Annotated in this window: 12 protein-coding genes; all 12 read right to left on the bottom strand. The window is 47.0% G+C overall.

The window, feature by feature from the left end; all coding sequences use genetic code 11:
* Positions 1-138: 138 nt before the first annotated feature.
* The 12 genes from cydC to ABH897_RS21640 all read right to left on the bottom strand — a co-directional run bounded on the left by cydC (position 139) and on the right by ABH897_RS21640 (position 17,396).
* Positions 139-1,959: a thiol reductant ABC exporter subunit CydC gene (gene cydC / locus ABH897_RS21695; protein WP_283653343.1), complete on the bottom strand. Its 1,821-nt coding sequence runs from the start codon at positions 1,957-1,959 to the stop codon at positions 139-141.
* Positions 1,940-3,739 (bottom strand): thiol reductant ABC exporter subunit CydD, encoded by a 1,800-nt coding sequence (cydD, locus tag ABH897_RS21690; RefSeq protein WP_283653344.1) that lies wholly within the window; start codon positions 3,737-3,739, stop codon positions 1,940-1,942. The genes cydC and cydD overlap by 20 nt, the downstream gene beginning before the upstream one ends.
* Positions 3,739-4,752, bottom strand: a complete 1,014-nt coding sequence (gene cydB, locus ABH897_RS21685; RefSeq protein WP_283653345.1) for a cytochrome d ubiquinol oxidase subunit II — start codon at positions 4,750-4,752, stop codon at positions 3,739-3,741. The genes cydD and cydB overlap by 1 nt, the downstream gene beginning before the upstream one ends.
* Positions 4,739-6,145 carry a cytochrome ubiquinol oxidase subunit I gene (locus ABH897_RS21680; RefSeq protein WP_404520764.1) on the bottom strand — a complete coding sequence of 469 codons (1,407 nt, stop codon included), beginning with the start codon at positions 6,143-6,145 and terminating at the stop codon, positions 4,739-4,741. Before ABH897_RS21680 ends, cydB begins: the two co-directional genes overlap by 14 nt.
* A 407-nt stretch (positions 6,146-6,552) precedes the next feature.
* On the bottom strand, positions 6,553-8,193 hold the full coding sequence (locus ABH897_RS21675; protein ID WP_404592692.1) for a response regulator: 1,641 nt from the start codon (positions 8,191-8,193) through the stop codon (positions 6,553-6,555).
* Positions 8,186-9,976 carry a cache domain-containing sensor histidine kinase gene (locus ABH897_RS21670; protein WP_283653348.1) on the bottom strand — a complete coding sequence of 597 codons (1,791 nt, stop codon included), beginning with the start codon at positions 9,974-9,976 and terminating at the stop codon, positions 8,186-8,188. Before ABH897_RS21670 ends, ABH897_RS21675 begins: the two co-directional genes overlap by 8 nt.
* Positions 9,977-10,137: 161 nt before the next feature.
* On the bottom strand, positions 10,138-10,719 hold the full coding sequence (gene def / locus ABH897_RS21665) for a peptide deformylase (protein WP_283653349.1): 582 nt from the start codon (positions 10,717-10,719) through the stop codon (positions 10,138-10,140).
* 230 nt (positions 10,720-10,949) lie between these two features.
* A complete protein-coding gene (locus ABH897_RS21660) occupies positions 10,950-13,466 on the bottom strand; it encodes a glycoside hydrolase family 3 N-terminal domain-containing protein (protein WP_283653350.1) in 2,517 nt (838 codons plus the stop codon).
* A gap of 2 nt (positions 13,467-13,468) precedes the next feature.
* A complete protein-coding gene (locus ABH897_RS21655; RefSeq protein WP_283653351.1) occupies positions 13,469-14,734 on the bottom strand; it encodes a PTS sugar transporter subunit IIC in 1,266 nt (421 codons plus the stop codon).
* 35 nt (positions 14,735-14,769) lie between these two features.
* Positions 14,770-15,084 carry a PTS lactose/cellobiose transporter subunit IIA gene (locus ABH897_RS21650; protein ID WP_283653352.1) on the bottom strand — a complete coding sequence of 105 codons (315 nt, stop codon included), beginning with the start codon at positions 15,082-15,084 and terminating at the stop codon, positions 14,770-14,772.
* 43 nt (positions 15,085-15,127) lie between these two features.
* Positions 15,128-15,442, bottom strand: a complete 315-nt coding sequence (locus ABH897_RS21645; protein WP_404592691.1) for a PTS sugar transporter subunit IIB — start codon at positions 15,440-15,442, stop codon at positions 15,128-15,130.
* Positions 15,443-15,458: 16 nt separating this feature from the next.
* The gene (locus ABH897_RS21640) at positions 15,459-17,396 is read right to left on the bottom strand and encodes a BglG family transcription antiterminator (protein WP_283653353.1); all 1,938 of its coding nucleotides are present in this window, start codon (positions 17,394-17,396) and stop codon (positions 15,459-15,461) included.
* Between the last annotated feature and the right edge of the window lie 115 nt (positions 17,397-17,511).

Here is a 17,511-nt window from a genome sequence, read left to right as displayed (position 1 = left end):
GCCTCCAAGCATAACTTTTTTGCTGATTCGGAACAAGATCAATCCTACAGCGGATAGAGAAGGAAAAAAGCCAGCATATATCCATGCCGACTCCAATGTGTATGTTCATTTTACCGAAGCCTGATCTTCTCTATTTCTTTACAGACCGGGATGATCCAGCTCATACAGGTTGCGGTATCGGGGTTGCTCCTGCCAGAGCTGCTCGTGACTGCCTCGCATGGATATGCCACCCTGCTCCATAAAGATCACCTCGTCCATATGCTCCATTCCGGTCAGATGATGTGTAATCCAGATGAGCGTTTTGCCCTCCAGCACACGAAACATCGTCTGCATCAGTTCCTGCTCTGTCAGCGGATCGAGTCCTACGGTTGGTTCATCCAGCAGAACAATGGGGTGATTCTGAAGCAAAATCCGCGCCAGTGCAATTCGCTGTCTTTCTCCACCGGAAAAGCGTAGGCCCGTTTCCTGCATCCGAGTGTCATAGCCATCTGGCAAGGAATCAATCAGCGTTCCCAGACCCACCTGCTGCGTTACTGCACGAACCTCTTCCAACGTAGCATCGGGCCGCGCCAACCGAATATTGTTCGCTACCGTTGTATCGAACAAATACGGTTGCTGGTTTAACACTGCAAACAGGCTGGAATACGCCCCGCCTGTATACACGGGCGCACCTGCGACAGTGACGCTCCCTTCATCCGGCTGCAATGCACCCTGAATCAGATTCAGCAGGGTGGACTTACCCGCACCGCTACGACCAAGCAGTGCAACCTTACCCCCTTGCGGCACACGCAGGAAAATATCGCGCACGCTCCATTCTTGCGTTGCTGTATAGCGGTAGCTCACGTTGTTCAGCAGCAGTTCACCTGCGTTGCCCGATCGCTGGGCGGTAACATGTTCCGCCTCTATTTTATCTACTATGCCTCCTGCTGCTTGCCGCCCTGTATGCACAGAAGCCGAGGTCGAAAACGGTACAGATGCGGCAGTTGTAGGTGTATGTTTTTCCGAATCTTTCAACCGTCGTAGTGAATCTTGATACTCCGGCGCATGGACCACCGCTTCTCCAGCGCGGACGAAGGCATCCAGCAATGGAAAAGCAACAAGCGCAAAGGACGCCAGCCATGTTGCCTCTATGCGGTTCTCTGCTACCAGCCCTCCAGCCCATATGGTCATCATCACAATTCCGCCACCTACGACGCACTGTGCGATCCAATGAGAGCGCCATTCGCTTCGCCGAAGTGAATTTTCTACTACAGCAGCCTTGTTTTGCCGTTGGGTGAAGGAAGCCAGAAAATGTCCAGTCCGACCGCTCAGCACCAGATCACTCATGCCGAACAATGCATCGGTCAGCTCCTGATAGGCTGTGCTCCGTTCCTGCTTGAACGTTCGTCGTTTAGCGAGCGAGGTCCACAGCGAGATGGCCGGGGCGATAAAAAGTAAAAATCCGCAATACAGTGCCATCATCAAGGCAAAGGTTCCGTCCATCCATCCGAGTGCTGAAATCCCCAGAGCATAGATGAGCAACGCCGATATCGCAGGCAGAACCAGCTTCAAATATATGTTTTGAAGCTGCTCAATATCCTCCGCCAGCAAACCCAACAGATCCCCTGTGCGAAACTTGCTTCGAATCATAAGCGCTTGCGGTTCTACTGCCCGATACAGCCGCACCCGCATACGGGACACGAGACGCAGCGCGGCATCATGCCCCACCAACCGTTCCAGATACTGAATGACCGCTTTACTAAAACCAAACGTTCGTACAAGCACAATCGGAACGTACACCATCAATATATTTTCCGGTTTTAAAGCCGAACGGGTAATCAGGTGACCGGACGTAAAGAGCAATGCGCCTGCACATCCAATTGCCAGAGCGCCCAATAGCGCCGCAGCCAGAAAGGCCCAAAAATATTGTCTCAAATAAAATACAAACCAGCCTTGGCCGCTATTGTCCGTGGCTCTCATATCTTCCGTCCCCTCCTTCCGTCATTCCCGTCAGCAAACGGTAATATCCTCCCTTACGGGCAACCAGTTGCTTATGTGATCCTGCTTCCTCCAGACGACCTTGATTCATCATCCAGACACAGTCCATATCCGGCATCCAATGGAGTCGATGAGTCGCGAGAAACACTCTTTTATGTTGCAAAACAGATAAAATCGTCTGTTTTAGCTCCCATTCCGTCTCGATATCCAAATGTGCAGTCGGCTCGTCCAGCAAAATAACCGGACGATTACTCAGCAAAGCACGCGCCAACGCTATCCGCTGCGCCTGTCCTCCACTCAGCGTCCGGCCCGCTTCACCAATCGGCTCATCCAATCCATTCGGAAGACCATCCACCAGCTCACGCAGTCCAACCGCGTCAATCGCCCATTCCACTTGCTCGTTGGATGCCTCCGGTTCATAAAACCGGATATTATCCGCCAAGGAAGCGCTGAACAGGTACGGATGCTGCGGAATATAGGCAATATGTCGCTGCCATTCGGCTTTGGTATCACCAGCCAATGCCCACCCATTCACGTTCAGCTCACCCGACGTCGGTTCAGCGAAGCCTCCAAGCAAACTGAGCAGCGTTGTTTTGCCTGCACCGCTGGCTCCGACGATGCCGATCATATTCATATGCGACTCAACACTCGCGGATATGTGGTCAAGTCGTGCGGAACCGTCCTCATTAAGAAGGCATATATCCGATAGCCTGATCGTATCCTGTCCTGTGATATTTAGGGCATTGCCGTCACCCTTAGCATTGTCTGTGCGGCCACTCCCCGTAAGGATATCCACGGAATCTGTTTGCTGAGCCGCTTCATTCTCTGTACCGCGAATGGAGCGCATCGCGCCCCAAGCCTCCTTGCCATCCAGTGAGGCATGATAGTCCGATCCCAACTGGCGTACAGGCATAAAATATTCCGGTGCCAAAATCAGTACCGCAAGTGCCGCTTCCAGTCCCACCGATCCGCTAATCAGACGCAAGCCCAAGCCTACCGCCACAAAAGCGACCGACAGCATACTAAAAAAATCGAGCGCAAAGGAGGACAGGAACGCGACCCGCAGTGTACGCATCGTAGCCGTGCGGTACTGGTCGCTGACCTTCCCGACCGTTTCTCCATGCTCCCGGCTACGGCCCAAAAACCGTAGCGTCTGTAGGCCGCGCAACGAATCCGTGAAATGATGCGACAATAGGCGATAGGAGCGCCACTGTTTATCTGCCTGCTTCCGCGCCGCCAAGCCCAGCAGGATAAAGAAGCCAATCAGGATGGGCATCGTAGCCGTCAAAATCACACCTGAAATTACATCCAATGTGAAAACAGACACGAGCACAAGTATCGTCACACACATCATGTCAATCATACGAGGAATGGACAGTTCCAAATACGTGCGAAAACGATCCACTCCATCCAGCGCCAACGTCACCAGCTTGCCGCTGCCTTCCTTGGCAGCAAAAACAGGTCCTCGCTCGAACAAACGAGCAAGCAGACGCTCCCGCAAGGAAGCGCCTGATGCTTCGGCAAAGCGGCCTGCTGTCCGGCGTTGCAGCCAGATCATCGTATGCCTCGCCGCAAAAGCCGCGAAAAACAACGCCAGTGACGGCCAAGCCATCACCAGCGGATGTTTATCAAATAAAATCGTTATAGCCTTCGCCAAAAAGATCGCTTGCACAATCACAGCGGCCCCCTGGGCCAGGGAAAGGGCGGCCAGCAGCAGCATTACCGGCCGAATGCCCTTTAATCCAAACCATGCTTTATCCATTAGTATTCCAAATGGTCCTTTTCACTGAGACGCTTATGGAAAACAAAGTAGCTCCACGCCTGATAAGCCAGCACAAAGGGTAAAAGCGTTGCTGCAACAATCGTCATGGCTTTCAGGGTGTAATGACTGGAGCTTGCATTATATATCGTCAAATCAAATGCACTGTTGATCGAGCTCACCATAAATCTCGGGAACAAGCCGACGAACAACGAAACGAATGTCAGCAAAATGATAGCTCCCGTCATCCCGAAGGCCCAACCTTCGCGGCGTTGTTTCAGGAAATACCATGACAGCACATAGGCGACGATCCCCACTGCAACTGCAGCGTACATATAAGGGCCACGACGTGCGAATAAGTCTGTTGCAAAATAAGTCCATACCACCATACCCGCGAGCAAAACACCTAATATCGGAAGAAATTTTGACGCAATCACACGAGCACGATCCCGTACTTCTCCAATCGTCCGCAGAGAAATAAACGTTAGCCCATGCATCAGGCACATCCCAACCACGGTCAGTCCAATCCATACCGTATATCCGTTAAACACATCGGAGAATCCGGCTTTCAAGTCCATGTTTTGCTGAATAGGTACACCCTTTACCAAAGCCGCAAAAGCCATACCGAACAGCATCGGCGGCAGAAAGCTACCCATCAGAATGCAGGCATCCCACGTCCCTGTCCACCATTTCCCTTCTGCCTTACCCCGGAACTCAAAGGAAACTCCGCGTAAAATCAAACCAAGCAGAATAAATACAAATACTAGATAATATCCGCTGAACATGGTCGCATACCAGTGCGGGAAAGCCGCGAACATCGCACCTGCTGCTGTGATCAACCATACTTCGTTAGCATCCCAGAATGGACCAATCGTATTGATCATCAAGCGTTTTTGCTGATCATTACGCGGTACCAGACCTGTAGCCATACCCACGCCAAAATCAAAGCCCTCCAGGAAGAAGAAGCCGGTAAACAGCACAGCAATTAATAAGAACCACAAATCATTTAACGACATTGGTGTCACCCCCTTGAGCAAATGGATCATGGATTACCGTTTCCTGATGTGGTTCGATATCCGGACCTTTGCGAGCCGTACGGACAAACAGGAACGTCAGCACACCCGTTAAAATTAAATACAATGCGGTAAACGAGATCAGTGAGAACAGCACTTCCCCTGCCACAACGGTAGGCGAAACGGAATCTTTGGTTTGAAGTAAACCAAAGACCGTCCAAGGCTGACGCCCCACTTCTGTCATGATCCAACCCGCAGTATTTCCAATGAATGGAAGAGATATACCGAGCATCATCAACCGGAAGAACCAACGATGCGAACCCTCCAATTTTTTACGGAATGTCAGATAGGCTCCATACAAAGCAAGTACAATCATGGCACATCCGGCTGCAATCATAATGCGGAAGCTCCAAAATGTAGTACGTACCGGCGGAATATAATTACCGGGGCCGTAGGCTTTTTCGTATTGTGCCTGAAGCTCATTCATCCCCAGTACCGCGCCGGACAGCTTATTATAGGACAGCAAACTGAGCGCATAAGGAACCTTAAATTCAAAGCTGTTTTCTTTCTTTTCAGGGTCAATGCCTGCAATAACTGTCCAAGGGGCCGGGTCACTACTGTTTTCCCATAACCCTTCACTGGCAGCCATTTTCATTGGCTGTGTTTCCACCAAATATTGAGCCTGTCCGTGACCAAACATCGGGATTAACATCGAACTAATCAATGCAACAATAATACTTACTTTGAAAGAAGGCTTGAAAAAGTCCAGATTCTTTTTGTGCATCAGCTTCCATGCACTAATACCTGCCACGAGAAAAGCCCCTGTCGCAATAGCTGCAAACAATGTATGTGGAAACTCCCATAACAGTTGTTCGTTCGTCAACAGAGCGAAAAAATCTTTCATTTCTGCGCGACCGTTATGAATCTCGTATCCTACCGGACGCTGCATGAATGAGTTGGCTGCCAAAATCCACAGGGCGGACAGCATCGTACCAATGGATACCAGCCACATACAGGTTAAATGGACTGCTTTGGACAGCCGTTCCCAGCCGAATACCCACAATCCGATAAAGGTTGATTCCAGGAAAAAGGCAAGCAGTGCCTCAATCGCCAGCGGCGTACCGAACACATCACCGACAAAACGGGAGAAGTCAGACCAGTTCATCCCGAACTGGAACTCCTGCAAAATCCCGGTGACCACGCCTACTGCAAAGTTAATCAGCAAAAAAGTTCCCCAGAATTGAGCCATTTTTTTGTATAAATCATTTTTTTTGATTACATACATGGTCTCCATAATTGCCACCAGCAACGACAATCCAATGGAGATCGGCACATAAACAAAGTGAAGAATTGTTGTGGTTGCAAACTGCAACCGTGCCAATTCTAATACGTCCATGATGTTATTCCTCCCCCTGCGCTTCTCTTAAGAATGAATGTTAATAATTGGATTCTGAAGCCTCCCTTCATCCTTGTGATAGTATTCACATTATTACATATGGAACGATCACTTTTTATGAATAGCCCCCTCAGGCATCTTCATTACGGAATCTCATGATCCGGCTTCAGAATATCATCATTATATAGAATAGGTTTGAATGAAATAGAATCGAAAGTGTGAACATCGTGTCAAAGCTGTGTCGTAATGATGGCGAATTTATGAAAACAACTCAAATCTTCTAGTTAGTGTGACATTTTCGATTGATCTGTCTGATTTTTTTCCAAGCAAAAAGCCTCTCTTCGTCCGGAGACTTTTGCTCCGACATCCGCAAGAGAGACTTCATCAATTTAACCCACGGGAATCCATCAACTGCCATCCGTCCCTCTGTTCTTCTGAACCCGACTACGATAAGAGGAAGGCGACATCCCCGCATATTTTTTGAATTTGCCGTGAAAATAATCGGCATTGGCATATCCGACACGTCCTGCCACCTGATGCACCCTGATTCCCTGTGCAAGCAATTCCCTTGCCCGCTCGATCCTCACCTTGTCCAGATAGGCGTTAAAAGCTTCGCCCGTATGGCTTTTGAACAATTTGCCCAAATAGCCGCTGTTGTAATTAAACATATCCGCCAACAGCTCCAAGCGCAAATTCTCATCATAATGACTATGAATGAAATCAATCAATTGTTTCATGATCGTTTCCTTACCACCTGGATCGGTCTGACCAATCCATTGCAGCACATGCTCCATTGACCGATCCACCAGCTCTCCCAAGGTTGAATAGGCATATACATCCGTAATCAAGCGGGAATGCTCTTCCAGCACCGTACGGCTCTGTTCCTGTCCAGCCGCATACTTGTTCAGCGCCAAGGTAAATGTCTGTGCAAACGCCGCCTTGATTTCAGCCTCTGAACGATAGAGCTGTGGAAATTGGACCTCCATTTCCTTCAATACACGTATTGCAGCTTCACGATTGGACATATCCAGCGCGTAGTACAGCTTCTCTGCATAACGCATGGGGTCTGATGCTTTGTCAGTCGTTTCGCACATTTCCTCGTCCGAAGTTTCCAAATCGTGCAGGTCACTGGTAAGCATCACCCTTTCCGCCCGGAAAAGAAAAGTACGCTCCAGTAGACGCAGCGCCTGTTCAAAAGAACTCGAAATATCATGAAGTCTCTCCACCGGATCACCAGCAGCTACGTATATTTTCGTTGCCCACGGCTTTAGCGCCTGTCGCCAGGAAGCCAGCAATCGAACAGCATTTTCTTCTGTGTCCACCGTGGAGGGAAGTAGCAAGCCTGTATATATTCCTGCCTCGAATACAATCCCCCTGCCCTGCTCCCCGCACATTTCCGTTAGCCGCAGCTTTGCTGCCGACTGCCGAGCTTGCCGATCCCAGTCGGGTATCCGAAGATCCAGCAGTACGACCTGATAGCTTCTCCAATCCAAAGAGGGTGGCGCCGGATGCTGGCCATGATGTTCAGCTTGCTCCGTTCCTCCGTGGAGAGGGTCGCTGTGTTCCAATGCACCACGATTAGCCCGATCTTCCTGAACCGGAAACAGCAGGATTTCGATCCAATCGCTCTCATGGGCAGGCGGGTTCCCCCACTTGCCGTCTTCTTTTTCGCTCTCAATGCTTCGCCTTACCCGTTTCAGCTCTGTCGTCATTTCTTCTTCGTCCACAGGCTTCAATAAATAACCATCCACGCCAAAGCCCATCGCCTGCCGCGCATAATCAAAGTCCGCATATCCACTTAAAATGAGAAAATGAAAAGGCTCGCCGTTCATTTCGCGTATGCTCCGTATGACCTCCAGCCCGCTCATCCCCGGCATACGAATATCAACAATGACCAGCTCCGGCCGGTGCTCCTTAAATTTATCCAATGCCTCGCGCCCGTTCCCTGCGGTATCTACAATATGAAAGCCGCAGTCTCTCCAATCAATAATGGAGGTTAATCCTTCACGAATCGCAGGCTCATCATCCACAATCATCGCTTTATACATTCGACCCCTCCTCCTTGGGTATTGAAAAGGTTACGGTTGTTCCTGCCTGCGGTACGCTCTCCATGTGCAGACCACAATGTTCACCATACATCAGCGTCAGACGCTGGTGAACATTGCGCAGACCAATACTGCTCCCTTCCGGCTCTTCCGTGCCTGTGATACGGTCAAGCAGACGGGCCAACTGTTCTGCCTCCATGCCAACTCCATCGTCGGCTACTTTTATTTGCAACTCTCGCAGCTCCATCGAAATATCGACTTTCACGGTAACCGGTTCTTCCTTGTTTTCCAGGCCATGAATAACTGCGTTCTCCACCAGCGGCTGTATAATTAATGGAGGAATGGACATTTCCTCAGCGCTTTCTGCCAGATTCACTTCATAGACCAAACGATTTCCAAACCGAAACTGCTGAATTTGTAAATAGGATCGCACCATATCCAGTTCCTGACGCACTGTCGTTTTACCGCTGCCAATCTCCAGATTCCGCCGCATCAATCGGCCAAGCAAACGCACCGTCGTTGCAATCTCGGCTTCCCCGTTCAGATGCGCCTTCATTCGAATAGACTCCAGCGCATTAAACAGGAAGTGCGGGTTAATCTGACTGGCCATCATTTTCAGCTTGATATCCTTTTGTGCCATTTCGAGCCTGTTGTTTTTCTCACTCGCTTCATACACTTGCCCCATCAACTGGCGGATGCTGGCAACCATATAGTTGAAGCGACGGGACAAGTCCCCGATTTCGTCCATCCCCTCCACGCTCGACACGACATGGAAATCCCCTGCAGCCACCTTACCCAGCTCATAACTCAATCGCTGTAGCCGTTTGGTGATCAGCCAGGAAATCATCGTAATCAGAATCAAAGCCATGACCAGCACCGCAAGAACACACAATGCGCCGATCAAGCTGATTCGGTTCGCTCCCTGTACAATGTGTTCCGTCGAAAACACTGAAATAATCGTCAATCCGCTCACACTTGAGGCTGGCAGCAGCTCATCCACAATAATGTTCGAGGATTTCCCGTTTATTTTTGCTTCATATATCCCCTTACCCCTACCCTGTACATCAAAGCCCAAATGCAAATCCGTCAATGTTTGACCCACGGACTGTGTATGGGTAGCCGCGACCACAATTCCGTTACGATCCACAATCAACGTTTCAAACGGCTCCTTGCTGAGCATATGGTTCAGCTCCGTCTGACTCAGTGCAATCATCAGAACTCCCTTGGTATTGTATTCGGGAAAGGGAATTTGCCTCACCAGACTCAGCCGATTAACCGGGTTGTCCTCTTTATCCTGAATATAAAACCAGTTAATCGCCGTCCCCTTCAAGGCCGTCTCGAACCACTTCTGCTGCTCAATGCCAGAATCTACAGGGACAAATTCCAGATTATTAACAAGCGTCGGATTATACGAATAAAACCGGATGGTCGCAATCTCTCTATACTGCTGTACATACTCATTAAAGTCTTTGTATTGATGATACGCATTCATCAGCTCTACCATGCCCGAATAACGGCGATTCGCCATCTCCCTCAGCCTTTTATCGAACATCAGCCCATTTGAAATATCCGTGGGTACGCGCAGTAAATTCGCAGTCTGGCTCTTGATCTTTTCCACATTGTTCACCGTTTGGGCAATCGCACTGTCCAAAGCCTGCTCCCGCAAATAAAACGTGACACAGCCGCCCACCACCAGCACCGGGATCATGACAATCAGCACGTAGGAGAACAGCAGCTTATTTCGCATACGCATATTATTCATCAGATGTCGAACTCCACGATACATGCCATCCCCCCGTTAGATAAGCGCTTACATTAATATGTATTACTTACTCACCGCATCACGATATACATGATTTCAGTTTAAAGCTTCGCAACATCTATATCTATATTTTTTGCAAAATAAAAATGTGGCGAACGGAGTCACCACACTTTACGGATCATGAACTATTCACGCACAAAAGGTTCGATATGCACACCCTGCGGCAGCTTTTGAGGATCGTCCGGGTTAATACGGTCATAGAACATAATGCCATCCAAATGGTCCATCTCGTGCTGTACCACAATCGCCGGATAGCCTTTGAAAGTCAGCAGTTCCTGCGTTCCGTCCGGCAAATTGGCCTTAATGCGAATTTTTTCATAACGCGGGACATATCCGGGTATGTAACGATCCACTGACAAGCAGCCTTCGCCCTGTTCCAAATAAATCATGGACGTCGAGTGGCTGACCAGCTTCGGATTAAACAGCGCATACTCAACCGTTTTGTCTCCATCCTGATAATAGACAGCACACATTCTTTTGTTCAGACCTACCTGATTGGCTGATAATCCCACACCCGGACGCAGATCATAACGGGTTGCCAGCTCTTCATTTTGACTATTTTTCAGATAATCCATCATCCACCGCATCTGTTGAAGATCCTCTTCACGCAGCGGCAAGCATACCGGATCAACCTTCGTACGCAAAATCGGTTCCCCTTCGCGCACGATATCCTTCGTGAGAAGCATGTCCATTGGTTGATTGCTCATTCGTCAGCCTCGATTCTACTGCAAGTTTTATCCCATAAATTATATCTATTCATGAAATGAATTGTCAAAAAGATAAACAAGAAAAGAGACTTACATATCACACTAAGTGATTTGTAAGTCTCCTGATCTATGACAGCCATACAAGCCCTGCTATAAATAAGTCGATACCAAAGAACTGAATGGGCACAATAACGATAATGCGCCCCTCCGACCATGTAGTGGCTTTTTTCTTAATCCAATAGCTCGAACGCAGCTTCCTGGACGTCTCTTGAATTAGTGCCGATCCATACTTTAAAATCTCCAGATTCTGCCTGAAAGGAGCCATCCGAAGTGTTGAATTTCAAATCATCCTCTGTAATGGTGAATATAACCTGCTGACTTTCACCCGCAGTCAGGGAAATCCGCTTAAAACCTTTAAGCTCTTTTACAGGCCTTACGACACTGCCGACCAAATCCCGAATGTACATCTGTACAATTTCTTCCCCGCAGTATTCGCCTGTATTAGTAACGGTGACACTCGCTGTGATACTACCTCCGCGATGTAGATGCTCGGAATTAAGGACTACTTCAGAATATTTAAAAGTCGTGTAGCTCAAGCCATATCCGAAAGGATATAAAGGCTCATTGGACGCATCCAAATATTTTGAAGCATATTTTCCTTTTCGTTCTGTAGCAGGTCTACCGGTATTGTAGTGATTATAATAAATCGGAATTTGCCCCTCATTATACGGAAAACTCATGGTGAGCTTGCCAGACGGGGTATAGTCTCCATACAATACATCGGCGATGGCATGTCCAGCCTGTGAACCGAGGTACCATGTCTCGACGATGGCATCCATATGCGTCTCAAACCAGTCTAACAACACAGGACGACCATTTGTAAGTACCAATACCGTCGGTTTGCCCAGCTTTACGATTTCTTGAGCTAGCTCCAGTTGTGCTTCTGGCAGCGAAATTTTCGTTTTGGAAGCCGCTTCGCCGGAATGCTCGCTTTCCTCACCGAGAGCCAAAACGATGACATCGCTATAAGCAGCGGCTTCAAGCGCTTCGGTAATTCCACCCTCAATTTTATGTTCAACGGCACAGCCTGCCACCACTGTAACAGAATCGTTCGCCGCAAGCTTGGATAATACCCCTTCCAGCAGACTTACCGTTTGTTCTCCATAATTGGAGAATTGCCAGGAGCCCAACAAATCTTTACTTAGGGCAAACGGTCCAATTAAAGCGAGCTTTTGACCCGTCTTCTGTAAAGGCAGCACTTGTTTGTTTTTTAACAGCACAATGGACTTTCTCGCCAACGATCGGCTCTCCTCCAAATGTGCTTGAGACATGTATAGCCGTTCAGCCTCTTCCGGCCGAATGTAACGATACGGATCGTCCATAATTCCAATCTTGTATTTATAAGTAAGGATTCTGCTTACTGCTGCATTGATATGTTCTTCCGAAACCTGGCCTTCTGCCACCAGTTCAGGCAAAAACTTGGCATACATCTGTGTGACCATTTCGATGTCCAGCGTAGCATCCAGAGCTTGCTTGGCGGCTTGCTTGTTATCTTTGGCAACCCCGTGGACTGCAAGCTCCGAGATGGAACCATAGTCGGAAATAACCATGCCCTCAAAACCAAGCTCTTTTCTTAATAGCGTATTTAATATCTGTTTATTTCCGGCAATCGGTATGCCATTATACGTGTTAAACGAGTTCATAACAGAGCCTGCGCCAGCAGCTAATCCAGCCTCAAAAGGAGGAAGATAGGTCTCTCTTAACCGCTGTTCCGATATATCTACCGTATTGTAATCTCGACCACCCTCAACAGCACCGTATGCGATGAAATGCTTGAGGCAGGCAATGATAGAGTCCCTGTCGGATAAATCTTCGCCCTGGAAGCCTTCGACCTGAGCTTTGGCTATTTGTGAGCCCAAATAGGGATCTTCGCCCGCCCCTTCTACTACACGGCCCCAACGAGGGTCGCGCGTAATATCCACCATGGGTCCATGGTTATAGGTCACGCCGGAGGCCGAGGCTTCCTTCGCTGAAATCGCAGTCGCCCGTTTGATCGCCTCCAAATCCCAGCTACAGGACCAAGCCAAGGGAACCGGAAAAATCGTTTGATAACCATGAATAACATCGGCATTGAAAAACAGCGGAATTTTCAGGCGTGATTTCTCTACTGCAATTTTTTGCAGTTCATACACCTTGTTCATATCAAAGGCTCCAAGGATGGAGCCTACTTTACCTTCTTCCACCAGTTTCTGCGGTGTGTCTGAAATGACCGTGTTGCCAAAGGAAAAAGCTGAGGCTACCGTTTGGCTCATTTGGCCGATTTTTTCTTCTAACGTCATTCGGTCTAGCCATTCCTTAACGGCTGCATCAATTTCCGCAGCACTTCTCTGAACGGGTTCGGAGTGTTTTTCTTCCTTAATTTTCTGTTTGAGTCCTTCGAGCAACGAGGGTCCTTCCCCTACAGTTCCCGCCAGTTTGATGCTTCCTAACTTGGGAAAATCAATAGAACCGCTGCATTTTTCCGCCTCAAAGCCCAGTTCCAAGGTCACTTCTTTGCCAGCCAGCAGAGCAGACCGTCCGACGGCCTTCAACTTTCTCTGATCCACCGAAACTTTAAAGAACTCCACGTTAAAGTTCATAGGCTCCATTTTCATATTTACGGTATAGCCATGGTCGTTGATAATTCTAAAAATGAACTTCATATTCAATACATCAGTTTGTACAATACAGTTCCAAATTCCTAACATATTCAGGCTGCACCTCCCAATTCTTCCTTCTTCGCGTGCTTATCAAGTGACTTGAAGAAAGGATAATAAGTAGCAAGAGATATGAGGATCAAAAATACCTGAAACAAAGCAACCCTCCAGCCACCGGACATAAAACCGTTAATAATAGGTGGAAGACCCAAAGGTACTTGCAGTCCCAGACGAGGCAATACATCCATCGTAGTTAGGAAGTAGGCCAGTGTGTAACTGATGATTGGACTGACGATGAAAGGAATCGCCAATACCGGGTTTAAAATAATCGGAGCACCAAAAATGGTCGGTTCACTGATCCCAAATATAGCCGATGGAAAAGCAATCTTGCCCAACGCTTTATAACGTTCACTTTTAGCCACAACCAGAAGAATAGCCAGTCCAATCGAACAGCCTGCTCCAATTCCGTACACAAACATGAAGTTCATGCCCACAATGTTCGGAAGAGGTTGTCCTGCGGAGTAGGCGGACAAATTCTGTAAATCCAAGGCCATAAAGATGGGCATCATCACCGACAAACAAACCATTCCTCCGTGAATCCCTACGACCCACAAGATTTGACTCAAAAGCCCGATCGTCAGAATAAAAGCCCAATACGTTCCTCCCAGATTTTGAAGAGGGGTCTGCAGGAGATGATAAACAAAGTTATGAATATTTCCATAGGAAGTTACATTGAACAAGCCATTAATACACAAATCAACCGCGATAATCACGAGTCCCGGGATCAGCCCGGCAAAAGATTTTGCAACGGACGGTGGAACGCCATCCGGCATCTTAATGGATATTCCCTTTTTAAGAAGCAAAGCATATAATCTGCCTACCATTAAACCCATAATAATAGATATAAATAATCCGGTTGCTCCCAGCCACTGAAACGGTAAGGAAAATGCTCCATCCTTACTCATATCCAATGGAGTGACGACTAAAAAGCTCAGCAAGGCCAGTATGCCTGCATTCAGTCCGTCTTGCTTATAATTTTTGGACATGCTGTATGCAATACTAAATACGGCATAGAGAGCGATCATGTCTGTAGTCAACTTGGTCGCCAACTGAAGGTAATTTTTCAATCCCGTGTCTGTAATAAAGCTTTGATAGGCATCTATGGGTAGGGCATTAACTAACGCCGCAATGGAGCCTACGAAAATAATCGGCATCGTCCCCATTAAGCCCTTGGAAATAGCATCGAAGTATTTATTATCTTGTAATACTCCCGCAAATTGCTGTAGTTTTTCAGTGAAGGACTCTATTGAAATTGCCATATGGCTGCGCCTTCTTTCTCGATGTTTGTATATTTTTAATGGTGCAATTCATAAAATACTTCAATTAATTCCTCAATTAAATCAATGGTTAATAAAGAGTTCATTAAATGATCCTGTGCATGTACAACCAGCAGATTCATTTCCAGCTTTTGATCGTCGGCTTCCTGCTGCATCAGCTTGGTCTGCACTTTATGTGCTTGAACCGATTCCTTGGAGGCTTCCTTAATCAGTGCTCTGGCTTGTTCAAAATTCCGTTTTCTCACTTCACCGAGTGCGGAAAATGCCTTTTTGTTGGCTTCGCCGGAGTGTAGAATAATTCCCATAATATGTTGTTCTGTCTCTGTCTCCATATTCCATCCCTCTTCTTTCTTTTTTATTTCTCACATATTTGGATCATAAATTGTTTTTATGAACTAACTCAATTGCAAACTCAACTACTTTTTTTCCGTTACCCATTCCGTAATCCAGAGAATTAATGACAGCAATCGGCTTACCGTAAGAACCGTACTCCTTCTCGACTCCCTTGAGCTTGTGGCTCACCTGCGGTCCCAATAAAACCACATTAAAGTTGTTAATGTAATCAGATAACTCTCCAATCGGATGAGCCTCAATGACCCAATCCTGTTGATCTGGCTCAAGGGACTTTTTCATTTTGCTGACCAATATACTGGTAGACATTCCTGCGGCACAAACTAATAAAATATTCATAATAAACGATCTCCTTTTATATTAAATTTGCCATAAAAGCCTGAAAATTTTCCGCGCTTGTGAGCGCTTTGACATGGTCTGTTTCCAAAATTCGTTCAATCATGCTGTACAATCGGTTCAGCTCTTCTTTTTCCTTCGGATTAATGGCCACCAGCATCACCAGTTTGATTTTTCTGCCTTCATGCTTGATCGGCTCCTCCAGCACCCCTACCGAAATAGCTGTTTTGGTGGAGATATAATCCATCGCATGTGGCAGAGCAATTAAATTTGCCAAAACAGTGGACTGCATCTGCTCCCGCTCAATGACAGATTGATAGAACTCTTCACCATCGCTAATCATGTGCTGCTCTAGCAAATTTGCTGTTAATGTACGTAGAACTTGAAAGTAATCACCCGGCTGTCTAACGTATTCAAATAATCCCTCGCTGAAAAAAGAATGGCCGTTCCCTGATTCGTGACTGTTCTGGCTGTGAATACGAATAGGACTTTGTAAATATTTCTCGATTTTATTCAGGTCTGACCGGTTCAGCAACGGATTGACCTGCAACACAGGAATGCTTGTGTCCGCTTCTATGGGTACCGTAGTCACTATAAAATCAACCTGCCCCAAGTCCCCATTCAATACCTGTTCAAGCTGATACATAGAGTACCATCCCAAAATGTTCAGCCGTTCACCATAATAGGACAACAGCTTGCGGTATAAAAGCTGAGCCGTTCCCAAGCCTGAGCCACACATAATGGCAACCGCAGGCTTGTCAAATACTTCTTCCAGCGCCACGGCAAGGTGTAATGAAATGTAGGTCAGCTCTGATTCATTAATCGTTAGCCCGTACCTTTCTTTAATGATAGGTACAAGGACATTCGATAGCTCAAAGGCAAAAGGATACTTTCTTCGCGTTTCCTCTTTTAAGGGATTAATCTCAAAAGTATGCGTTTTCAAACGATAGATCAGCGGACTTATATGTTGAATAAGATTATGGGTCAAATTCTCATTGTTCAGAAAATTAATACCAAATTTACTTCGTATCTCGACCAATAAGTGCTTCACAATGTCAACAGCTTCTTGGTTCTGTGTATATGAATCATCATTTTTCACATTTAACAGCCGCTTGGATTGGAAGCGTTGCTGTAGATACTTCAGTTCATTTTCCTCCGGTTCAGCCATAAGCTTGCTCATACCTGCCAAGACAATTTTCACAATATCCGGGTCCAGCTCTTCCTCAATCTGTTGATCTATAATAAATCCCGTCTGGCTGCGCTTCATGCTGATATAAAAATCTATAAACAAGGAGAAAATGTCCTGATCGGTTAGGAAGTACCCGTAAGAATTAAGCATATTCATAACTAGCTTCTGGAACTCAATAAGATCATCATAGACATGGGGTTCCTTGAACAGATATTTTATGCGATTCATAATTTCCAAGTGCTTGCCTGTTGTCCCCTGCTGTAGAGCATGGTATAGAAGCGCCCGCTTGGAAATTTCATTTCCCGACAGCAATAAGCCTTTGGTTTGAGATACCGTTAACTGCAAGCTTGAAAAGCTATGAACGACTTCACTCACTCGCTTGATATCATAATTAATGGTCGTCTTGGAAACGTAGATATCATCGGCTATAGTTTCCATCGTTATATAGTCGGTTGAAAACAAGAGCTTGAGCACGATATACACGGTTCTTTCAATAGGCGTATTCGGTACATCCGTCTCCTGATCCGTGAGATTGAACTCCTCGAAAATACCTCTAATGATTTTCTTATCTCTGGGCTCGATATAATAGCCGACTTGCTTCGATGAATGAATCTGGACTTTATATTTAGACAATTCGTTATTCAGCAGCTTAATATCCGAACGAACGGTTCTGGCACTGACCAAAAATTCTTTCGCAATGGAACTGCCGGTAAGTGGATCGTTTCCAAAGAGAATACGAAGAAGTATACTGATTTGACGATTGTTCATTTATGATCTCCCCCCCTTTCACCACACTTTGCCCATATCACCCTCCCTGTAAACTCTATGAATTCATTGTAAACGACAAAGGATGTCAGAGATATTAAACGAATTTCCTATGACA

Source organism: Paenibacillus sp. RC73, from assembly GCF_044908085.1.
In the GTDB taxonomy this organism is placed as follows: domain Bacteria; phylum Bacillota; class Bacilli; order Paenibacillales; family Paenibacillaceae; genus Paenibacillus; species Paenibacillus terrae_A.
This window is presented reverse-complemented; position numbering and strand designations above follow the sequence as displayed.

Coding starts and splice junctions, on each gene's coding strand:
- cydC (WP_283653343.1), bottom strand. CDS start 1,959: ATGAGAGCCACGGACAATAGCGGCCAAGGCTGGTTTGTATTTTATTTG.
- cydD (WP_283653344.1), bottom strand. CDS start 3,739: ATGGATAAAGCATGGTTTGGATTAAAGGGCATTCGGCCGGTAATGCTG.
- cydB (WP_283653345.1), bottom strand. CDS start 4,752: ATGTCGTTAAATGATTTGTGGTTCTTATTAATTGCTGTGCTGTTTACC.
- ABH897_RS21680 (WP_404520764.1), bottom strand. CDS start 6,145: ATGGACGTATTAGAATTGGCACGGTTGCAGTTTGCAACCACAACAATT.
- ABH897_RS21675 (WP_404592692.1), bottom strand. CDS start 8,193: ATGTATAAAGCGATGATTGTGGATGATGAGCCTGCGATTCGTGAAGGA.
- ABH897_RS21670 (WP_283653348.1), bottom strand. CDS start 9,976: ATGTATCGTGGAGTTCGACATCTGATGAATAATATGCGTATGCGAAAT.
- def (WP_283653349.1), bottom strand. CDS start 10,719: ATGAGCAATCAACCAATGGACATGCTTCTCACGAAGGATATCGTGCGC.
- ABH897_RS21660 (WP_283653350.1), bottom strand. CDS start 13,466: ATGTTAGGAATTTGGAACTGTATTGTACAAACTGATGTATTGAATATG.
- ABH897_RS21655 (WP_283653351.1), bottom strand. CDS start 14,734: ATGGCAATTTCAATAGAGTCCTTCACTGAAAAACTACAGCAATTTGCG.
- ABH897_RS21650 (WP_283653352.1), bottom strand. CDS start 15,084: ATGGAGACAGAGACAGAACAACATATTATGGGAATTATTCTACACTCC.
- ABH897_RS21645 (WP_404592691.1), bottom strand. CDS start 15,442: ATGAATATTTTATTAGTTTGTGCCGCAGGAATGTCTACCAGTATATTG.
- ABH897_RS21640 (WP_283653353.1), bottom strand. CDS start 17,396: ATGAACAATCGTCAAATCAGTATACTTCTTCGTATTCTCTTTGGAAAC.